This window comes from Thalassorhabdomicrobium marinisediminis, from assembly GCF_003072065.1.
GTDB classification, from domain to species: domain Bacteria; phylum Pseudomonadota; class Alphaproteobacteria; order Rhodobacterales; family Rhodobacteraceae; genus Octadecabacter; species Octadecabacter marinisediminis.
This window is the reverse complement of record NZ_QCYG01000004.1, coordinates 252240-268831: the sequence shown is the minus strand read 5'-3', so window position 1 is coordinate 268831 and position 16592 is coordinate 252240. Positions and strand designations below refer to the sequence as shown.

Annotated in this window: 16 protein-coding genes; 1 reads left to right on the top strand and 15 read right to left on the bottom strand. The window is 64.8% G+C overall.

Going from position 1 to position 16592, the window contains the following annotated elements:
* Positions 1-2: 2 nt before the first annotated feature.
* The 13 genes from DC363_RS07740 to ftsW all read right to left on the bottom strand — a co-directional run bounded on the left by DC363_RS07740 (position 3) and on the right by ftsW (position 12676).
* The gene (locus DC363_RS07740) at positions 3-857 is read right to left on the bottom strand and encodes an outer membrane protein assembly factor BamD (RefSeq protein WP_108640557.1); all 855 of its coding nucleotides are present in this window, start codon (positions 855-857) and stop codon (positions 3-5) included.
* A gap of 133 nt (positions 858-990) precedes the next feature.
* Positions 991-1926: a UDP-3-O-acyl-N-acetylglucosamine deacetylase gene (gene lpxC / locus DC363_RS07735; protein ID WP_108640556.1), complete on the bottom strand. Its 936-nt coding sequence runs from the start codon at positions 1924-1926 to the stop codon at positions 991-993.
* Between the two features lie 211 nt (positions 1927-2137).
* On the bottom strand, positions 2138-3760 hold the full coding sequence (ftsZ, locus tag DC363_RS07730; RefSeq protein ID WP_108640555.1) for a cell division protein FtsZ: 1623 nt from the start codon (positions 3758-3760) through the stop codon (positions 2138-2140).
* A gap of 177 nt (positions 3761-3937) precedes the next feature.
* Positions 3938-5272, bottom strand: a complete 1335-nt coding sequence (gene ftsA, locus DC363_RS07725) for a cell division protein FtsA (RefSeq protein WP_108640554.1) — start codon at positions 5270-5272, stop codon at positions 3938-3940.
* Positions 5273-5287: 15 nt separating this feature from the next.
* Complete coding sequence (locus tag DC363_RS07720; RefSeq protein WP_108640553.1) at positions 5288-6157, bottom strand: cell division protein FtsQ/DivIB; 870 nt, start codon at positions 6155-6157, stop codon at positions 5288-5290.
* A complete protein-coding gene (locus DC363_RS07715) occupies positions 6145-7059 on the bottom strand; it encodes a D-alanine--D-alanine ligase (RefSeq protein WP_241962956.1) in 915 nt (304 codons plus the stop codon). Before DC363_RS07715 ends, DC363_RS07720 begins: the two co-directional genes overlap by 13 nt.
* 108 nt (positions 7060-7167) lie before the next feature.
* A complete protein-coding gene (murB, locus tag DC363_RS07710; RefSeq protein WP_422396406.1) occupies positions 7168-8115 on the bottom strand; it encodes a UDP-N-acetylmuramate dehydrogenase in 948 nt (315 codons plus the stop codon).
* Positions 8116-8150: 35 nt separating this feature from the next.
* Entirely contained in the window at positions 8151-8408 is a 258-nt protein-coding gene (locus DC363_RS07705; protein WP_108640552.1) for a DUF2484 family protein, read from the bottom strand.
* Positions 8405-8665 (bottom strand): DUF2484 family protein, encoded by a 261-nt coding sequence (locus DC363_RS07700; protein WP_108640551.1) that lies wholly within the window; start codon positions 8663-8665, stop codon positions 8405-8407. The genes DC363_RS07705 and DC363_RS07700 overlap by 4 nt, the downstream gene beginning before the upstream one ends.
* A 91-nt stretch (positions 8666-8756) precedes the next feature.
* Positions 8757-8984 (bottom strand): hypothetical protein, encoded by a 228-nt coding sequence (locus DC363_RS07695; protein ID WP_108640550.1) that lies wholly within the window; start codon positions 8982-8984, stop codon positions 8757-8759.
* On the bottom strand, positions 8981-10378 hold the full coding sequence (gene murC, locus DC363_RS07690) for a UDP-N-acetylmuramate--L-alanine ligase (RefSeq protein WP_196778392.1): 1398 nt from the start codon (positions 10376-10378) through the stop codon (positions 8981-8983). Before murC ends, DC363_RS07695 begins: the two co-directional genes overlap by 4 nt.
* A gap of 37 nt (positions 10379-10415) precedes the next feature.
* Entirely contained in the window at positions 10416-11510 is a 1095-nt protein-coding gene (gene murG / locus DC363_RS07685) for an undecaprenyldiphospho-muramoylpentapeptide beta-N-acetylglucosaminyltransferase (RefSeq protein ID WP_108640548.1), read from the bottom strand.
* Positions 11510-12676 (bottom strand): putative lipid II flippase FtsW, encoded by a 1167-nt coding sequence (ftsW, locus tag DC363_RS07680; RefSeq protein ID WP_108640547.1) that lies wholly within the window; start codon positions 12674-12676, stop codon positions 11510-11512. Before ftsW ends, murG begins: the two co-directional genes overlap by 1 nt.
* A gap of 176 nt (positions 12677-12852) precedes the next feature.
* On the opposite strand from ftsW, the gene DC363_RS07675 reads away from it, so the two are divergent.
* Positions 12853-14034 (top strand): BaiN/RdsA family NAD(P)/FAD-dependent oxidoreductase, encoded by a 1182-nt coding sequence (locus DC363_RS07675; RefSeq protein ID WP_108640546.1) that lies wholly within the window; start codon positions 12853-12855, stop codon positions 14032-14034.
* Here DC363_RS07675 and murD read toward each other — a convergent pair.
* Both murD and mraY read right to left on the bottom strand, forming a co-directional pair.
* Positions 14031-15425, bottom strand: coding sequence for a UDP-N-acetylmuramoyl-L-alanine--D-glutamate ligase (gene murD, locus DC363_RS07670; protein WP_108640545.1), 1395 nt, complete (start codon positions 15423-15425; stop codon positions 14031-14033). The genes DC363_RS07675 and murD overlap by 4 nt on opposite strands.
* Positions 15426-15489: 64 nt before the next feature.
* Positions 15490-16572 carry a phospho-N-acetylmuramoyl-pentapeptide-transferase gene (gene mraY, locus DC363_RS07665; RefSeq protein ID WP_108640544.1) on the bottom strand — a complete coding sequence of 361 codons (1083 nt, stop codon included), beginning with the start codon at positions 16570-16572 and terminating at the stop codon, positions 15490-15492.
* Between the last annotated feature and the right edge of the window lie 20 nt (positions 16573-16592).

Sequence of the window (16592 nt, the reverse complement as noted above, 5' to 3'; positions counted from 1 at the left end):
GCCTAGAGCCATTCGCCGCGCACCATCTGGCGATAGATGGCCGACAGCCAGTTGTCCCCGATCGAGCGCATCTCGAGCCCCTGCCCCGTCAGCAGCGCATAGCTGTCCTGATACCACGGGGTCGACTGGTAATTGTAGCCAAGGATCGCGCCGGCGGTCTGCGCTTCTTCCACAAGACCGAGGGAGAGATACGCCTCAACCAGACGGTGCAGCGCCTCGGGCGTGTGGGTCGTGGTCTGGAAATCCTCAACCACCACGCGGAACCGGTTCACGGACGCGGCGAAGTGATCGCGCTTGAGGTAATAGCGCCCCACTTCCATCTCTTTCGCGGCCAGATGGTCGAAGGCGAGATCGAATTTCAGCTCGGCCGAGCGGGCATATTCGCTTTCGGGGTAGCGTTCGATGACAACGCGCAGCGCCTGCAGCGCTTCGAATGTCAGCGCCTGATCGCGGCCGATCTCGTCAATCTGGTCGTAGTAGGACAGCGCCAGCAGGTATTGCGCATAGGCCGCATCCTCATCCGCGGGATAGAAGTCGATGTAGCGTTGGGCGGCGGCGCGGGAATTGGGGTAATCCTCATCCCGGTGATAGGCGAAGGCCTGCATGATCAGCGCCCGTTTGGCCCATTCGGAATAGGGGTAAAGGCGCTCAATCTCACCAAAATAAACGGCGGCGTCATCGGCCTGTCCGCTTTCAAGCTTGCGTTCGCCCAGCTCGAAGATCTGCTGCGCGGAATAGGCTTCAAGGTTGGCTTCAGGCCCGCTGTCGAAGGCTCCGCACCCTGCCAGTAGCGCCAGCGACACGACGCCGCTTGCCAATCCAATTCGAAGTTTCTTTGCACTGCTGCGGCCTGACATGAAGGCGCCCCCGCTTTCAATTATTGTTCGGATCGCTCCGGTTGGCACAGGTCTAGCATACAAAATTAAGGTGCAAAACGCCTTTTGCATCCCCGCCTTCACCTTTGCATGAGGGTCGGTCCCGCAAGCGCGTTCAGAGGACCTGTGGCGCATCCGAAGAGCGCAGCCCAACCCCGGGCAGGCGCGCCTCGGTCTGGGCGTCCACTTCGGCCCAACCCCAGGCATCGGGATCGTCAAACAGCGCGCGCAACAGGGCGTTGGTGACGGCGTGGCCCGCCTTCGATCCGGTGTAGCGGCCAAGGATCGGCGCGCCGGCGGTATAGAGGTCGCCAAGGGCGTCGAGCATCTTGTGGCGCACCGCTTCGTCGGCATGACGCAGCCCGCCGGGGCTGAGCACCTTGCCACCCTCAACGACGACGGCGTTCTCGAGCGTGCCACCCAACGCCAGACCATTGGCCCGCATGGCGTCCACATCCCGCGAACGGCAGAAGGTGCGGCTGTCGCACAGCTCACGCACGAAGGCGCCGTTCGACATGTTAAGCGTTTTTTCCTGATGGCCGATGGCGCGGTCGGTGAAGTCGATCTCGAACCGGATGTGCAGCGTGTCCGACGGGTCGAGCCGCGCGGTGGCGTCACCGACGGTGACCGAGACGGGCTTGCGCACCTCGATCACGCGCAGGGGGCGGTTCAGGCGGCGCACGCCCGCCCGCAGGAACCCCGCAACGAAGGGCGCGGCAGAGCCGTCCAGAATGGGCACTTCGGGGCCGGTCACTTCGATCAGGGCGTTGTGGATGCCGCACCCGGCCAGCGCCGCCATGATATGCTCGATGGTCGAAACGGAGGTGCCGAAGGCGTTCTCGATCCGGGTGTTCAGAGGGGAGACGATGACATTGGACCAGAGCGCCGGAATGTCGGCGTTCGCCCCCGCGGGGGTGTTCGCGGCAACATCGGCGCGGCGGAAGACGATGCCATGATCGGCAGCCGCCGGATGCACGACGACGGACACAGGCTCTCCGAGGTGGAGGCCCTTGCCTTCGAATGCTACGGTTGTGTCGATCGTTGTCTGCACGGGTCCGGCCTTGTTTGTGGTTGATACAGTCCTAAGCACCGGGGGCGGTTCCCTCAACACACAGATTGCAACGGTTTGAAACATGGGCGCCGGATTGGGGCGCAATCTTGCCGGATTCATTACTGCAACGCAGCAAGCCCTTTATAAACATAGAAAAAGGGCCGCAACTTGGCGGCCCTTGGGAATAAAATGTGACCTTGCGTCACGTGCTTCAGTTAGCCTGACGGCGCAGGAAGGCGGGGATTTCGATCCGCTCCTGATCGGGATCGACGTCCGCTTCGTAGCTTTCGGCAGGCGCTTCGTCGCGCAGGCTGGCGACCGAGGGCTGGGCCCGTTCACGCGGTGCACCCTCGGCGTGGCCGGTCATCCGGCTAATCAGGCTGTTCAGACCACCCATGCGGGGCTTTTCGGCCTCGGCGGGGGCGGCCTCCTGAGCCGGTGCAGGGGCGCTGCGCTGTGCGGCTGGCGCGCTGCGCTGCGCGGCGGTGCGCAGACGGTCCAGCGTGTCCTGGCTTGGCGAACCAGCGGCGGGACGCTGGGGCGCGACGAAGCTTTCGGTCGGCGCTTCGATCGCCGCAGGCTCGGGGCGCGGCTGGTAGGCGGCGGGCGGCAGGTCGTGGTCCGCAGCAGCAGCGGCGGCTGGCGCGTCGAAGGTCGCCTCATGCTGAGCGGCTGCATCGTCAAAGAGCGTGGGCTCAGGCTGCGCGGCCACCGCAGGGGCGGCTTCCGGCGCAGGTGCCGGAGCGGGCGCAGGTGCCGGAGTTTCAGCCACCGCAGCCGGGGCCTGCTCTTTGACTTCCGCGCTCACCTGCTGCTTGAGCGGTGCGGCCATGGGGCGACGTGGAACGGGAATGTCGTCGGTCTTGGCGACCGCGTCGATGCCCGTGGCCACGACGGAGACGCGCATCTTGCCTTCCATGCCGGTGTCCAGCGTGGAGCCGACGATGATGTTCGCATCGGCATCGACCTTTTCGCGGATCTTGTTCGCGGCTTCGTCGAGCTCGAACAGGGTCAGGTCATAGCCGCCGGTAATGTTGATCAGCACGCCGCGCGCGCCTTCGAGGCTGATTTCGTCCAGCAGCGGGTTGGCGATAGCTTTTTCGGCGGCCTGAACGGCGCGGTCCTGGCCCTCGGCCTCACCGGTGCCCATCATGGCCTTGCCCATCTCGTCCATCACCGCACGCACGTCGGCAAAGTCGAGGTTGATCAGGCCGGGGCGGACCATCAGGTCGGTCACGCCCTTCACGCCCTGATAGAGTACGTCGTCGGCCAGCGCGAAGGCTTCGGTGAAAGTGGTGTTCTCGTTGGCGAGCCGGAACAGGTTCTGGTTGGGAATGATGATCAGCGTATCGACCACCTTTTGCAGCGCTTCCAGACCATCGTCGGCCTGCTTCATGCGCTTGCCGCCCTCGAACTGGAACGGCTTGGTGACGACGCCCACGGTCAGCACGCCAAGCTCACGCGCGGCCTGTGCGATGATCGGGGCCGCACCGGTGCCGGTGCCGCCGCCCATCCCGGCGGTGATGAAACACATGTGCGCACCGGCAAGGTGATCGACGATCTGCTCGATGCTTTCCTCGGCTGCGGCCGCACCCACGGTGGCACGCGCACCCGCGCCCAGACCTTCGGTGACTTTCACACCCATCTGGATTTTCGCGTCCGAGCGCGACTGTTGCAGCGCTTGGGCGTCGGTGTTGGCAACGACGAATTCAACCCCTTCGAGCTGCTGCTCGATCATGTTGTTCACCGCGTTGCCGCCTGCCCCGCCGACACCGAAAACGGTGATACGGGGCTTGAGTTCTTCCTGTCCGGGCATAGAGAGGTTCAATGTCATGTTCTGTCCGCCTGTTTTGAATATGCCCGTCCCACCGAGCGTTCTTGACTGAATCTTTCTGCGACTTTAACGGTCACGCCCCGAAGGGTCACGGAAAAACTGCCAAAAAACCGCAAAATATGGCCCTGTTTCCGTCATTTTCCGCCGTATCTGGGTGTTTCGGCGAAATCTTGCGTATCACCAGTTCTCCCTAAACCATCTTACCGCTCGTTTCAGCGACCGCGCCGGATATTTCTCGGCCGGAATATCGAAGTCCCACCACTCGTCCTGGGGGTGCGCCGCGAAAAGCGACAGACCCACAGCGGCCGAAAAGGCCGAGCCTGTGGCCGCCTGCGGAAGACCTTGCACGCGCAGGGGGCGCCCCAGCCGGACCTGTTGCCCGAGGATCTTGCTGGCCAGCCCGTCAAGCCCGGGGATCTGGCTTGCGCCGCCGGTCAGGACGATCTGCTGGCTGGGCAGATATTCGAAGCCCGCCGCGTCCAGACGCAGCCGCACCTCTTCGAGAATTTCTTCCACCCGGGGCCGCATGATGCCGATCAGCTCGGCGCGGCTGACCGTGCGACGGTCGTGTTCCCAATCGCCGGTGTCGCTGCCGATCTCGATCATCTCGCGGTCGTCCATTCCCGTGGCCAGCACGCCGCCGTAGAAGGTCTTGATGCGTTCGGCCATGGCGGGGGCCACCTGCAACCCCATGGAGATGTCCGAGGTGACATGATCGCCGCCCATGCGCACGCAGTCGGAATAGATCATGTGTTTGCGCATGAAGATCGACAGACCGGTTGAGCCACCGCCCATGTCGATGCAGGCGGCCCCCAGTTCCTGTTCATCCTCAACCAAGGACGAAATCCCCGCCGCATAGGCCGAAGACGCCAGCCCCGCGAGCTCGAGGTCGCAGCGTTTGATGCAATACAGCAGGTTCTCGATCGTGCTGGCCTCGACGGTCATCAGGTGCATGTCCGTGGCAAGGGTCTGCCCGATCTGCCCGCGCGGGTCGGCCAGACCGCTGCGGTGGTCCAGCGCGAAATTGATCGGCTGGGCGTGCAGCACCTCGCGCCCCTCACCGATATCCGGCACCTCGCATTCGGCCAGCACGCGGCCGATGTCGCCTTCGGTGACCACCTGTCCCGCGACTTCGACCTGCCCGTCCAATCCGTAAGAGCGGGGCCGCCCGCCCGACAGGCAGGCAATCACGTGATCGACGCGCACATTGGCCATCTTCTGCGCCGCCTGCACCGCGGTGCGGATCGCGCGCTCGGTCTCGGCCATGGCGTTGACCTCACCAAAGCGGACGCCACGGGACCGGGTCGTGGCCGCACCGATGACCCGGAACGAGGATTGCCCCGCCATGGAACCGACGCCGTCCGCCTCACCAAATTGCTCCGGCCCGTCGAACCGCAACACCAGACAGGCAATCTTGGATGACCCGACATCCAGAATTGCCACGACACCGCGTTGCATGGCCGCTTGACGCATGTTCCGCATGGCGCGCTGGGATTGGTAGAGATCTCGCATCGTTTGTCCCTCTTCTTATTCTTGTTCGGCACTTGTCTGGCGCAAGGTCGCCATGGCCCGTTCGTTCAACCTGAGTGTCGGGCGGTGCGCGTGGCGCATGTCGACCGTGGCCACGTCCCGCTGCAAAAGCTCTTGCACCTCATCCAGCGCGACGACCCGCTCGAACGCGGCGACGGCCCCGGTCGTAGGCAGCAGGATGCGCTGCCCGTTGTCGAGGATGACGTCCCAGCGGCGTTCCCCCATCCGGACCACGCCGCGCATCCGTGCCCGCAACGGCCCGGCGACTTCGTAAAGCTCCAGCCCCTCGGCCAGCGCGTCGCGCGCGCCGTCGCCGGTGATCAACGGCAGGTCGGGGCGGTCCGCGCGGGCGATGATGTTCTGGATCAGCACCCCGTCGGCATCCACCAGTTTCAGTCCATCGGGCACCCGGTAGACCGCAACCGGCTGACGCTGGGTCACGCCCACCTGCAGGATGCCACCGGGCCGCACCCGCAAGGTGGCCTCGGCCACCGCTGGCAGGGCGGCGACGGTCTGGCGCATTTCCTCAAGGTCCAGATCGAAACTCGAAATCGGAAACTCCACCGGCAGGACCGTCCGGATATCCTTGGCCAGACGTTCGTCCGCGCCGTCAATCGCCATCAGCTTGACCATGAATTCATCGCGCTGCTGGATCTGCGATTTCATGTCTGCATAGGCGTCCAGCAACATCTGCCGGTTCGCCTCGCGCGCGGTCCAGCCGGCGACCAAGCCGCCCACGATCAGCAAGGGCACCCCGACCTTGAGCAGCCGCCGGAACCCCGGCGTGAGCATCAGTCGTTGGTAACGGTAGCCCCAGCGCGATGGCGCGGGATCGCGGCGTGGCGTGTCGGGCTTCAGCGGTCGCATGAGGCATCCTCCACCATCCAGGTCATCAACTCGGGAAAGCTGATGCCGCAGAACGCCGCCTGTTCCGGCGCCAGTGACGTGGGCGTCATCCCCGGTTGGGTGTTCGTCTCAAGCAGGATCAAACCGTCAAGGCCACGGGCTTCGTCCCAGCGGAAATCCGTGCGGCTGAGCCCGCGACAGCCAAGCGCATCATGGGCGCGCTGCGCATAGTCCAGACAGGCGTCGAAAATCGGTGCCGGAATGTCGGCTGGCACGACATGCTTGGACCCGCCCACCCCGTATTTCGCGTCGTAATCATACCAGCCATCAACGATGATGTCGGTGACCGTCAAGGCCCGGTCGCCCAGCACGGTCGTGGTCAGCTCGCGCCCCGGAGCAAAGGCCTCGACCATCAGCCGGTCGGGCATGTCATCGGCCAGCTTCGGCGGGCCGTTGGCCACGTCATGCACCAGATAGACGCCGACGCTTGAGCCTTCGTTGAAGGGTTTGACCACGTAGGGCGGCGGCATCACGTGCCCGGCCGTGACCTCGGCCTTGTCGGCCAGCACGCTCTGCGCGAACGGCAGACCCGCCGCGCGGTAGATGTCCTTGGTCTTCTGCTTGTCCATCGCCAATGCCGAGGCCAGCACGCCCGAATGGGTATAGGGCAGACGCAGCCATTCCAGCACGCCCTGCACCACGCCATCCTCGCACCGGCGGCCATGCAGCGCGTTGAACACCACGTCGGGCCGGACCTCTTGCAGGCGCGACACAAGATCGTCGCCCGCGTCAATCGCGACCACCTCGTATCCCGCCTCTGTCAGCGCGGCGATACATTCGCGCCCCGAACTGAGCGAGACTTCGCGTTCGGCCGACGGTCCGCCCAGAAGGACGGCTATGGTTTTGGGTGTCCTGCTCGACACGCGACCACCTTTTCGCGGACCTTTGCGGCCCGTCTGTTATGGACCCTAGGGCCCGAATAAGTTCGTTACCGTGCCCCTGCCTGTGGGGCGGTGATCCGTTTCAGGGGATCAGACTGTCTGCGCCTTCTGCGGGGCCGGTTCGCCGACCCTCATGATTTCCCACTCTAGCGTCAGACCGCTTGTTTCGTAAACCTTTTTCCGCACCTCCTCGCCAAGCCCCTCAAGGTCGGCGGCTGTGGCGTCCCCGGCGTTGGTCAGAAAGTTGGAATGTTTGGGATTCATCACCGCCCCGCCCCGTCTGGCCCCGCGCATTCCGGCATCGTCGATGACCTTCCACGCCTTGAGGTCCATGCTGTCGTCAGCCTCCCCGGTCGAGGAATAGCCCGCCGGATTGCGAAAGGTGCTGCCGGCGGTGCGGTCCTTGGTCGGCTGGCTTTCGTCGCGCTTGGCCAGTTGGAGGGCCATCCGCTCTTCCAGCGCTTCGGGCGCCCCGCGTGGCGCCTTCAACGTGGCCGACACGATCACCGCCCCCTCGGGCAGGTCAGACGACCGATAGGCCAAATTCAATTCCGCCGCAGGCAGCGTTTTTGCGGTGCCGTCGCGCAGAACCACGTGCACCTCTTGCAGCACATCAGCCATGTAATCGCCGTAGCAACCCGCATTCATCCGCACGGCTCCGCCGATGGCCCCGGGGATGGTGCGCAGAAACGTCAGGTTCAGCCCCGCGGCGGCAGCCTTACGCGCCACATGGGCATCCAGCGCCGCAGCCCCGGCGCGTACCAGATCGCCGTCGATGTCGATCCCGTTGAACCCGCGCCCCAGCCGGATCACCACCCCGCGCACGCCACCATCACGCACGATCAGGTTCGAGCCCACCCCCATGGGAAAGACCGGAACGTCTTCGGGCAAAGCCGCGAGAAACGCACACAGATCCTCTTCATCCGCGGGCTGGAACAACACATCCGCCGGGCCACCGACCCGCATCCATGTCAGGCTGGAGAGGTCGCGATCCGGCGTCAAAACGCCCCGCACATCTGGCAAATCACTCATCATCATGGCCCCTGTTACCGCGCCCCAGCAGGACTGCCAAGTCAGGACGGGCGTGCGCGGCCAAGGGTCCGGCGCACCCAGCGCAGAAGATAGATCACCGGCCACCGCAGAATGCTCGCGCCGGCGATCAGGAAGGCGAGACCGATCCAGAGGCCGTTCGCATAGAAGATGCCCCCCAGCAGCGGCACACCAAGCGCGATCAACACATAAGCCCGGGACCAGTGATTGTCGCGGCTTGGCACCAAAGCCAGAACGTTGGCGGCCACAAGCCAGACACAGCCCAGCGCAACCCAGATCATTCGGACACCTCTGGCGTGCGCCCCCGCAGCCGCGCGTAGATGTATTTCAATGGATTGCGGAACATCGACACGAAAGCGGCAAGCCCCAGCACACCCCAGACCCAGCCATGGACCACCGCCAGCCAGAGGATCAGGACCGGCGCGAGCACCAGCAGCGTGATCCCCGGCACATATTGCCTGCGGATCGGCAACAACGCGGTCAGCGTCGCCGCCAACACCCAGACAATCGCCGCCAGAACCGGACCGCTCAGCCCCATGCCGCCTCCGTCTTCTTTGGTTCAAAAATACCTCGGGGAGCGCGAGGGGCCGGCCCCTCGCCCCATCGGCGATCCTGTCCGTCGAATGTCATCACAACATCCCCCCCAACACCAGCCGTCGCACCGGACGGGCCAGCAAAAGCCCCCCGCCCATCGCCCCCAGTGCCAGGGTGGCCTCTCCGGGGTTGTGTTGCATGTGAACGATCATCATCGCGAAAAAGGCAATCGAAAAGGCCCAGAGCAGACGGCGCAGCCATTTGATGATCGGCAGGACCGCAACCAGCACGATCGCGGCGACGATCAGCCACTCGTAGGTCACGCGGACAGCCGCTCCGGCAGGGCGTTGGCCCAGCCCGATATTGACCCCGCGCCAAGGCAGACGACCATATCGCCGGGCCGCGCGTGGCTGCGCACCAGCTCGGCCAGCCCGTCTTCGCCGTCAATGGCCAGTGCATGACGATGGCCCGCGCGGGTCATCCCGGCCACCAGATCATCCCGCGTCGCCCCCTCGATCACCTCCTCACCGGCGGCGAAGACCGGCGCGATGGCGGCGATGTCTGCATCGTTGAAACAGCCGCAAAACTCGTCGAAATGGTGATGCAGGCGGGTGTGGCGGTGGGGCTGGTGGACGGCGATGATCCGCCCTTCGCAAGCCTGCCGTGCGGCCTTGAGCACGGCGGCGATCTCGGTCGGGTGGTGGCCGTAGTCGTCGATGATGGTCACGCCGTCCACCTCGCCCACGCGGGTGAAACGCCGGTTGACCCCGCCGAAGTTCGCCAGACTGTTGCGGATCTCCTCGCGGGACATGCCCAGATGCCGCGCCACGGCCACCGCCGCCAGCGCGTTCGAGACGTTGTGATCGCCGGGCATCGGCAGCGTGCAGCCTTCGATTTCCAGCCCCTCGGCCTGTAATTGAATGTCGAAATGCGCCAGACCGTTCTTGTAAGTCAGATTGACCGCCCGCACGTCCGCTTGCGAGTTGAAACCATAGGTCACGACCCGCCGGTCGGTGACCTTGCCCACCAGCGTCTGCACATCCTTGTCGTCGGTGCAACACACCGCCAGACCGTAGAAGGGAATGTTCGACACGAAGTCATAAAAGCCGCGGTGCAGGTTCTCTTCGGTGCCCCAATGCTCCATGTGCTCGGGGTCGATGTTCGTCACGATGGCAATCGTCGCGGGCAGCCGGTTGAAGGTGCCATCGCTCTCGTCCGCCTCGACCACCATCCATTCGCCGTCGCCCACCCGCGCGTTGGACCCATAGGCGTGGATGATCCCGCCATTGACCACCGTGGGGTTTAGCTTGCCCCCGTCCAGCAGTGCGGCAACCATCGTGGTCGTCGTGGTCTTCCCGTGGGTGCCGGCAACGGCAATGTTGGATTTCAGGCGCATGAGTTCGGCGAGCATCTCGGCCCGGCGCACCACGGGAAGCCCGCGTTTGCGCGCCGCGTCCAGCTCGGGATTGCCTGCCTTGATCGCGCTCGAAATCACGACCACGGCGGCATCGTCGACGTTCTGTGCGGTCTGCCCCTCGAACACATAGGCACCCAGCTCGGACAAGCGGCGGGTGATCGGCGTCGATTTCAGGTCCGATCCCTGCACCACATAACCATGCCGCAGCAGCACCTCGGCGATGCCGGACATGCCAATACCGCCGATCCCGACGAAGTGGATTGGTCCGACATCAAGCGGGAGTTTTGTTGCGGCGTTCATGGGTGGCGTTCCGTCCATCGGTTGCGTGTCCCGTTCTTTACGCCGCAGGCGCGGCCAGTTCTAGGGTCATATCCACCAGCGTCTGGGTGGCGTCCGGTTTGCCCGCCCGCTGCGCCGCCAGCGACATCTGCAGCGCGGCGTCCGGATCCGACAGAATGCTCTCGATCTGCTCGGACAGGCTGTCCACATGGAACAGCTTTTCGGGCACCATGATCGCTGCTCCCGCCTCGACCAGTTGCCGCGCATTGGCGGTCTGATGGTCCGATGCAGCTGCTGCATAAGGCACGAGGACGGAGGGGCGCCCGATCACGCTGAGGTCCGCGATGGTCGAAGCCCCGGCCCGCGCGATCACCAGTTGCGCCTCGGACATGCGGCTAGGCACGTCGTTGAAAAAGGTCTGCACGTCGGCCGGGATACCCTCATCGGCATAATATTGCGCAACACGGTCGAGATCCTCTTCCCGGGCCTGATGGGCGACCCGGATGTTGCGGCGCAAGGCGGTGGGCAGGCCGGAAATCGCCGGCGGCACCACGTCGCTCAGGATGCGCGCGCCCTGACTGCCGCCCATCACAAGGATCGACATCGGATAATCGCCAGGCGGAATATAGGCTGCGCCGCAACGATCAAGGATTGCTCCCCGCACCGGATTGCCCACGGGCACGCCATCGGCACCCGCGGGCAGCTCAGTGGGCCAGGTGCCGCAGGCGACCTTGTCCACCCGTTTCGCGAAGACCTGATTCACCCGCCCCAGCACGCCGTTTTGCTCATGGATCATCCTTGGCCTGCGCAGGACCCAGGCCGCCGACATGGCGGGAATGGTGGGGTAGCCCCCGAAGCCCACGACGACGGCGGGCTTGTCGCGCATCATGCGCACCACGGCCGAGGCGATGCCGCCCAGGATCTTGAAGGGCGCCACCGCTTTCGCCAGCAGCCCGCCCCGGGCAAAGGTGGCCGATCCGACTTGTTCGATCTCGACTTCGTAAGGAAAGCCCCCGGTGTAGCGCGCGCCGCGCGCGTCGGTGGAGAGTTTCACCCGCCAGCCGCGCGCCAGCATGGCCTCGGCCAGCGCCTGAGCCGGAAACATATGGCCGCCGGTGCCCCCAGCGGCGATGATCAGAAGCGGGCCGGCCATCACCGCCCCCGCCGCAACAGGATGTCGCCGATCTGGCCCTGCGGCCGCGTGCGGGTAAACGCCAGCAACATGCCCACAGCGATGCCCGAAGCAATCACCGAAGAGCCGCCGTAGCTGACGAACGGAAGCGTCATGCCCTTGGCGGGCAGCAGACGCACCGCGACGCCCATGTTGATCATCGCCTGCACGCCGACCATGCAGGCCAGCCCACAGCCCGCAAGCCGGATGAAGGGATCACGCTCTTTCATCAGCCGTACAAGGCTGCGCACGACGATCGTGGCATAAAGCGCGATGATGGCCAGCACGCAGATCAGGCCGTATTCCTCGGCCGCGACCGCGATGATGAAATCCGTGTGCGCGTCGGGCAGCGACCATTTCACCTGCCCCTCGCCCACGCCGACGCCGAAGAACCCGCCTTCGCGGATGGCGTTCGTGGCATACCCAAGCTGGGTGGTCGGATCGACATCGGGGCTGAGAAAGCCGTCAATGCGCCGGGCGAAGTGCTGCGAATTGGCATAGGCGATGGTGCCGCCAAAGACGACCACGCCGGCAATCCCCACCAGCAGGATGATCGGCGCGCCAGCGACGAAATACATCACCCCCCAGCCGAACAGGATCAACGCCGCCTGTCCGAAATCGGGCTGCATCGCCAGCATCAACACAATCACGACGGTCAGGATCAACGAATAGGATTTGCCCGGAGGCCCTCCGATTTCCTTGCTCGCAGCCATGAACCATGCGGCAACCACGATGAACCCGGGCTTGAGGAATTCGGACGGCTGCACCGAGGCAAATCCCAGCGAATACCACCGCGTCGCGCCCTTGCCGAAATCGGTGCCCAGAAACGGCAGCCCGGCCAGTGCCACGAAGGCGCCCAGAAAGCCCAGCACCGCCAAACGGCGCACCAAGGTGGGGGACATCATCGAAGTGACAAACAACACCATGATGGCCAGCGTGCCGAATACCGCTTGGCGCTGCACATAGTGGAACGGCTCGAACCCGTTCTTGGACGCCAGCGGCGGCGACGCGGCCAGCCCCAGCAACAAGCCGATACCGAACAACGCAAGGATACAGGACAGCGTCCACTTATCCACTGTCCGCCACCAACGGGGAAGAACCGGATCACCCGATGCAACGGGGATCGCTCCATAGACCATTTCTGTCATGGCACTGCCTTACTGCCTTAAAAACGCCCGTTTGCCGGGTCTGCCTGCAAGTGTAGCTGGAATCTGGCTACGTTTCCATAGAAATCCACCCGCCCCTTCATCTGACCCGACAAACTCCCCCCGGAGGGCCGGGTCGCCCCTTGCGCGACGTCTGCATTCAGGGCACCTGTCGCGCCATGCAGGTGAACACTCTTATTCTTGGCGCGGGAGCCGCCGGATTGCACTGTGCGGCCCATTGCGGCCCCGGGACGCTGGTGCTCGATCACGCCAAGGCCGCGGGCGAGAAAATCCGCATCTCGGGCGGCGGGCGCTGCAACTTCACCAACACCGGCACCACGGCCGCGAACTTCATCAGCAGCAATCCGCATTTTGCCAAATCCGCGCTGGCCCGCTATACGCAATGGGACTTCATCGATCTGGTGAACCGGCACGGCATCCCGTGGCATGAAAAGACCCTTGGCCAGCTGTTCTGCGACACCAGCGCGAAAGACATCATCGCCATGTTGCTGGCGGAAATGGCCGAGAATGCGCAGCTTTGGCTCAACACTTCTATCGGCACCATCCGCCGGGGCGACACCGGCTTCCACGTCGCGACCAAACGGCAAGGTGGGGTGCAGACCATCACCGCCCGCAATCTTGTGGTTGCCACCGGGGGCAAGTCCATTCCCAAGATGGGGGCCACGGGGCTGGCCTATCAGATCGCCGAGCAGTTCGGCCTGAACGTGACGTCCACCCGCGCCGGGCTCGTGCCTTTCACCTTCTCGGACGAAAAATTTAAACCGCTCGCCGGTGTCGCCACCCCCGCCCGTGTCGGAACGCAGGACGGGACCGCCTTCGACGAAGCCCTGTTGTTCACCCACCGGGGGTTGTCAGGTCCGGCGGTGCTGCAAGCCTCAAGCTACTGGCGCGAGGGTGAGGAGATCACCATCACCCTGTCGCCCGACTTCGACCTTGCGGCGGCCCTGCGCGGTCACCGTCAGACCGACGGACGCAAGGCCCTGTCGACCGTTCTGGGGCAATACCTGCCCGCGCGGCTTGTCGACTTCCTTGCTGCCGATCTGGAGCTTGCAGGCAATGTGGCCGATGCCTCGGATGCGCGGATCGACGCGCTGGTGGAGGCGCTGAGCCGCTGGAGGCTGAAACCCGCGGGCACCGAAGGCTACCGCACGGCCGAGGTGACGCTGGGCGGCGTGGACACGAACGGGCTGTCGTCAAAGACCATGGAAGCCAAAAGCGTGCCGGGGTTGTATTTCATCGGCGAAGCGGTGGATGTCACCGGCTGGCTGGGGGGCTACAACTTCCAGTGGGCGTGGTCCTCGGCCCATGCGGCGGGCACGGCCATCGCGGCGGGCGGCTAGTCGAGCTGCGCCACCTGCGCCGCGAAATCGTCGCCCCGTTTCTCGAAACTGTCGTATTGATCAAACGAGGCCGCGGCAGGCGCCAGCAGAACCACCTCGCCCGGCTGGGCGTCCTGCGCGGCGCGGGCGACGGCGGTGGCCATGTCGCCGCAGACCTCGGCCTCGACGCCTTTCAACTTCATCGCAAAGCCCGCGGCTTCGCGTCCGATGACGTAAGCCTTCACCACCGTGGGCGCGGGCAGCAGCCCGTCCAACCCGCCCTCTTTCTCAAGCCCGCCGCAGATCCAGCGGATCCGGTCGAAGGCGGCCAGCGCCTTGGCGGCGGAATCCACGTTGGTCGCCTTGCTGTCATTGACGAAGCGCACGCCGCCACGGTCGGCCACAAGCTGGCTGCGGTGGGGCAGGCCCTTGAAGCTGTGCAAAGCCTGCTCAATGACGCGCGGCCCGATCCCGATGCTGCGACAGGCGGCAAAGGCCGCACAGGCGTTCTGATGATTGTGTGCCCCCGGAAGCCCGGGAATGGCGCGCAAATCGATTGAGGCCATCTGCCGCCCCTTGCGATACTCGCTCAGGAACCCCTTGCGCGCGAAGACCGACCAGCCGTGGCCATCCAGTTTCTGCCCCGCCGAGATGCGGATCACGCGGTCGTCGCCCTGCCCTTCGATCAACTGGTTGGCGAGATAGCGGCCCTCAACCTCGTCCACGCCGACCACCGCCCGGTCCGGCCCGCCAAGGGAAAACAGCCGGCGCTTGGCCGCGAAATACCCGCCGTAGCCTCCGTGGCGGTCCAGATGATCGGGGCTCAGGTTGGTGAAGACCGCCACATCCGGCGTCAGCGCCCGGGCGAGCTCGGTCTGGTAGGAGCTGAGCTCGAGCACGATCACCTCCCCGTCGTGGGCGGGATCAAGGTCAAGCACCCCGCGCCCGATATTGCCCGCAAGCTGCGTCGGCCGGCCCGCCTCTTCGAGGATGTGATGCACCAGCGCCGAGGTGGTGGATTTGCCGTTCGACCCGGTGATCGCGATGATCTTGGGGATCGTGTCGAACCCGTGCCAGTCGTCGGTTGCAAAGCTGCGAAAGAACAGCCCGATGTCGTTGTCCACGGGGCATCCCTCGGACAGGGCGCGGGCGATGGCGGGGTGCGGTTCGGGATAAAGATGCGGGATGCCGGGCGAGGTGATCAGCGCCGCGACATCGTCAAAGGAGCCCGCCCGCGTCAGATCGCGCAATTCCGCGCGCGCGCCTTCGGCCTTGTCGGCGGCATCGGGGCTGTCGTCCCATGCGACAACATCCGCGCCACCGGCTTGCAATGCAGCCACGGTCGCAAGGCCCGACCGGCCCAGCCCCAGAACCGCGACCGTCTTGCCGGAATACCTCTGAACTGGAATCATCGCATGGCCCCTTTGTGATTGCGGCACAGCCTGCGGTGCCGGCCCGGGTGATGCAAGCGCTGCGCTAGCGGATCTTCAGCGTCGCCAGCCCGATCACCGCAAGAATGAGCGAGATGATCCAGAAGCGGATCACGATCGTCGGCTCGGACCAGCCCATCTTTTCGTAGTGGTGGTGGATCGGCGCCATCAGAAAGACGCGCTTGCCCGTGCGTTTGTAATACAGCACCTGCACAATGACCGAGAGCGCCTCGACCACGAACAGACCGCCGACGATGGCCAACACGATCTCATGCTTGGTGGCCACGGCAATCGCCCCAAGCGCCCCGCCCAGCGCGAGCGAGCCGGTGTCGCCCATGAAGACCGCCGCGGGCGGCGCGTTATACCACAAAAAGCCCAGACCGCCGCCGATCAGTCCGGCCGAGAAGATCGCCAGCTCTCCGGTGCCGGGCACGTAGTGCAGGCCCAGCTCGGTGGTGAAATCCACCCGGCCGACGAAATAGGCAAAGACCGCGAACGCGCCTGCGGCGATCATCACCGGCATGATCGCCAGACCGTCCAGCCCGTCGGTCATGTTCACGGCATTGGCCGCGCCGACGATCACGATCATCGCGAAGGGAATGAACAGGACGCCAAGGTTGATCAGCGTGTCCTTGAAGACCGGCAAGGCCAGTTGGTACGACAGCTCTTCGGGGTGGTATTGCGCCGCCCAATAGGCCGCGATGGCGGCAACGATGAAGCCCAGCAGCAGGCGCGTCCGGCCCGAGACGCCCGCGGTGTTCTGCTTGGACACCTTGGCATAATCATCGGCAAACCCGATCAGGGCAAAGGCCATGGTGACGAAAAGCACCATCCAGACGAAGGGATTGTCCAGCCGCGCCCAAAGCAGGGTCGAGCTGAGCACCGCGCCCACGATCAACAGCCCACCCATGGTGGGCGTGCCCGCCTTGACGAAATGCCCTTCGGGACCGTCGTCGCGAATCGGCTGACCCTTGCCCTGACGCGTCCGCAGCACGCGGATCAGCGAGGGGCCGAACAGAAAGCCGAAGGTCAGCGCGGTCAGGAACGCGCCGCCCGCGCGAAAGGTGATATAGCGGAAAAGGTTGAAAACATCGCCACCGTCAGACAGCAGGGTGAGCCAGTATAGCATGTCGTTCTAACCTTCTTGTT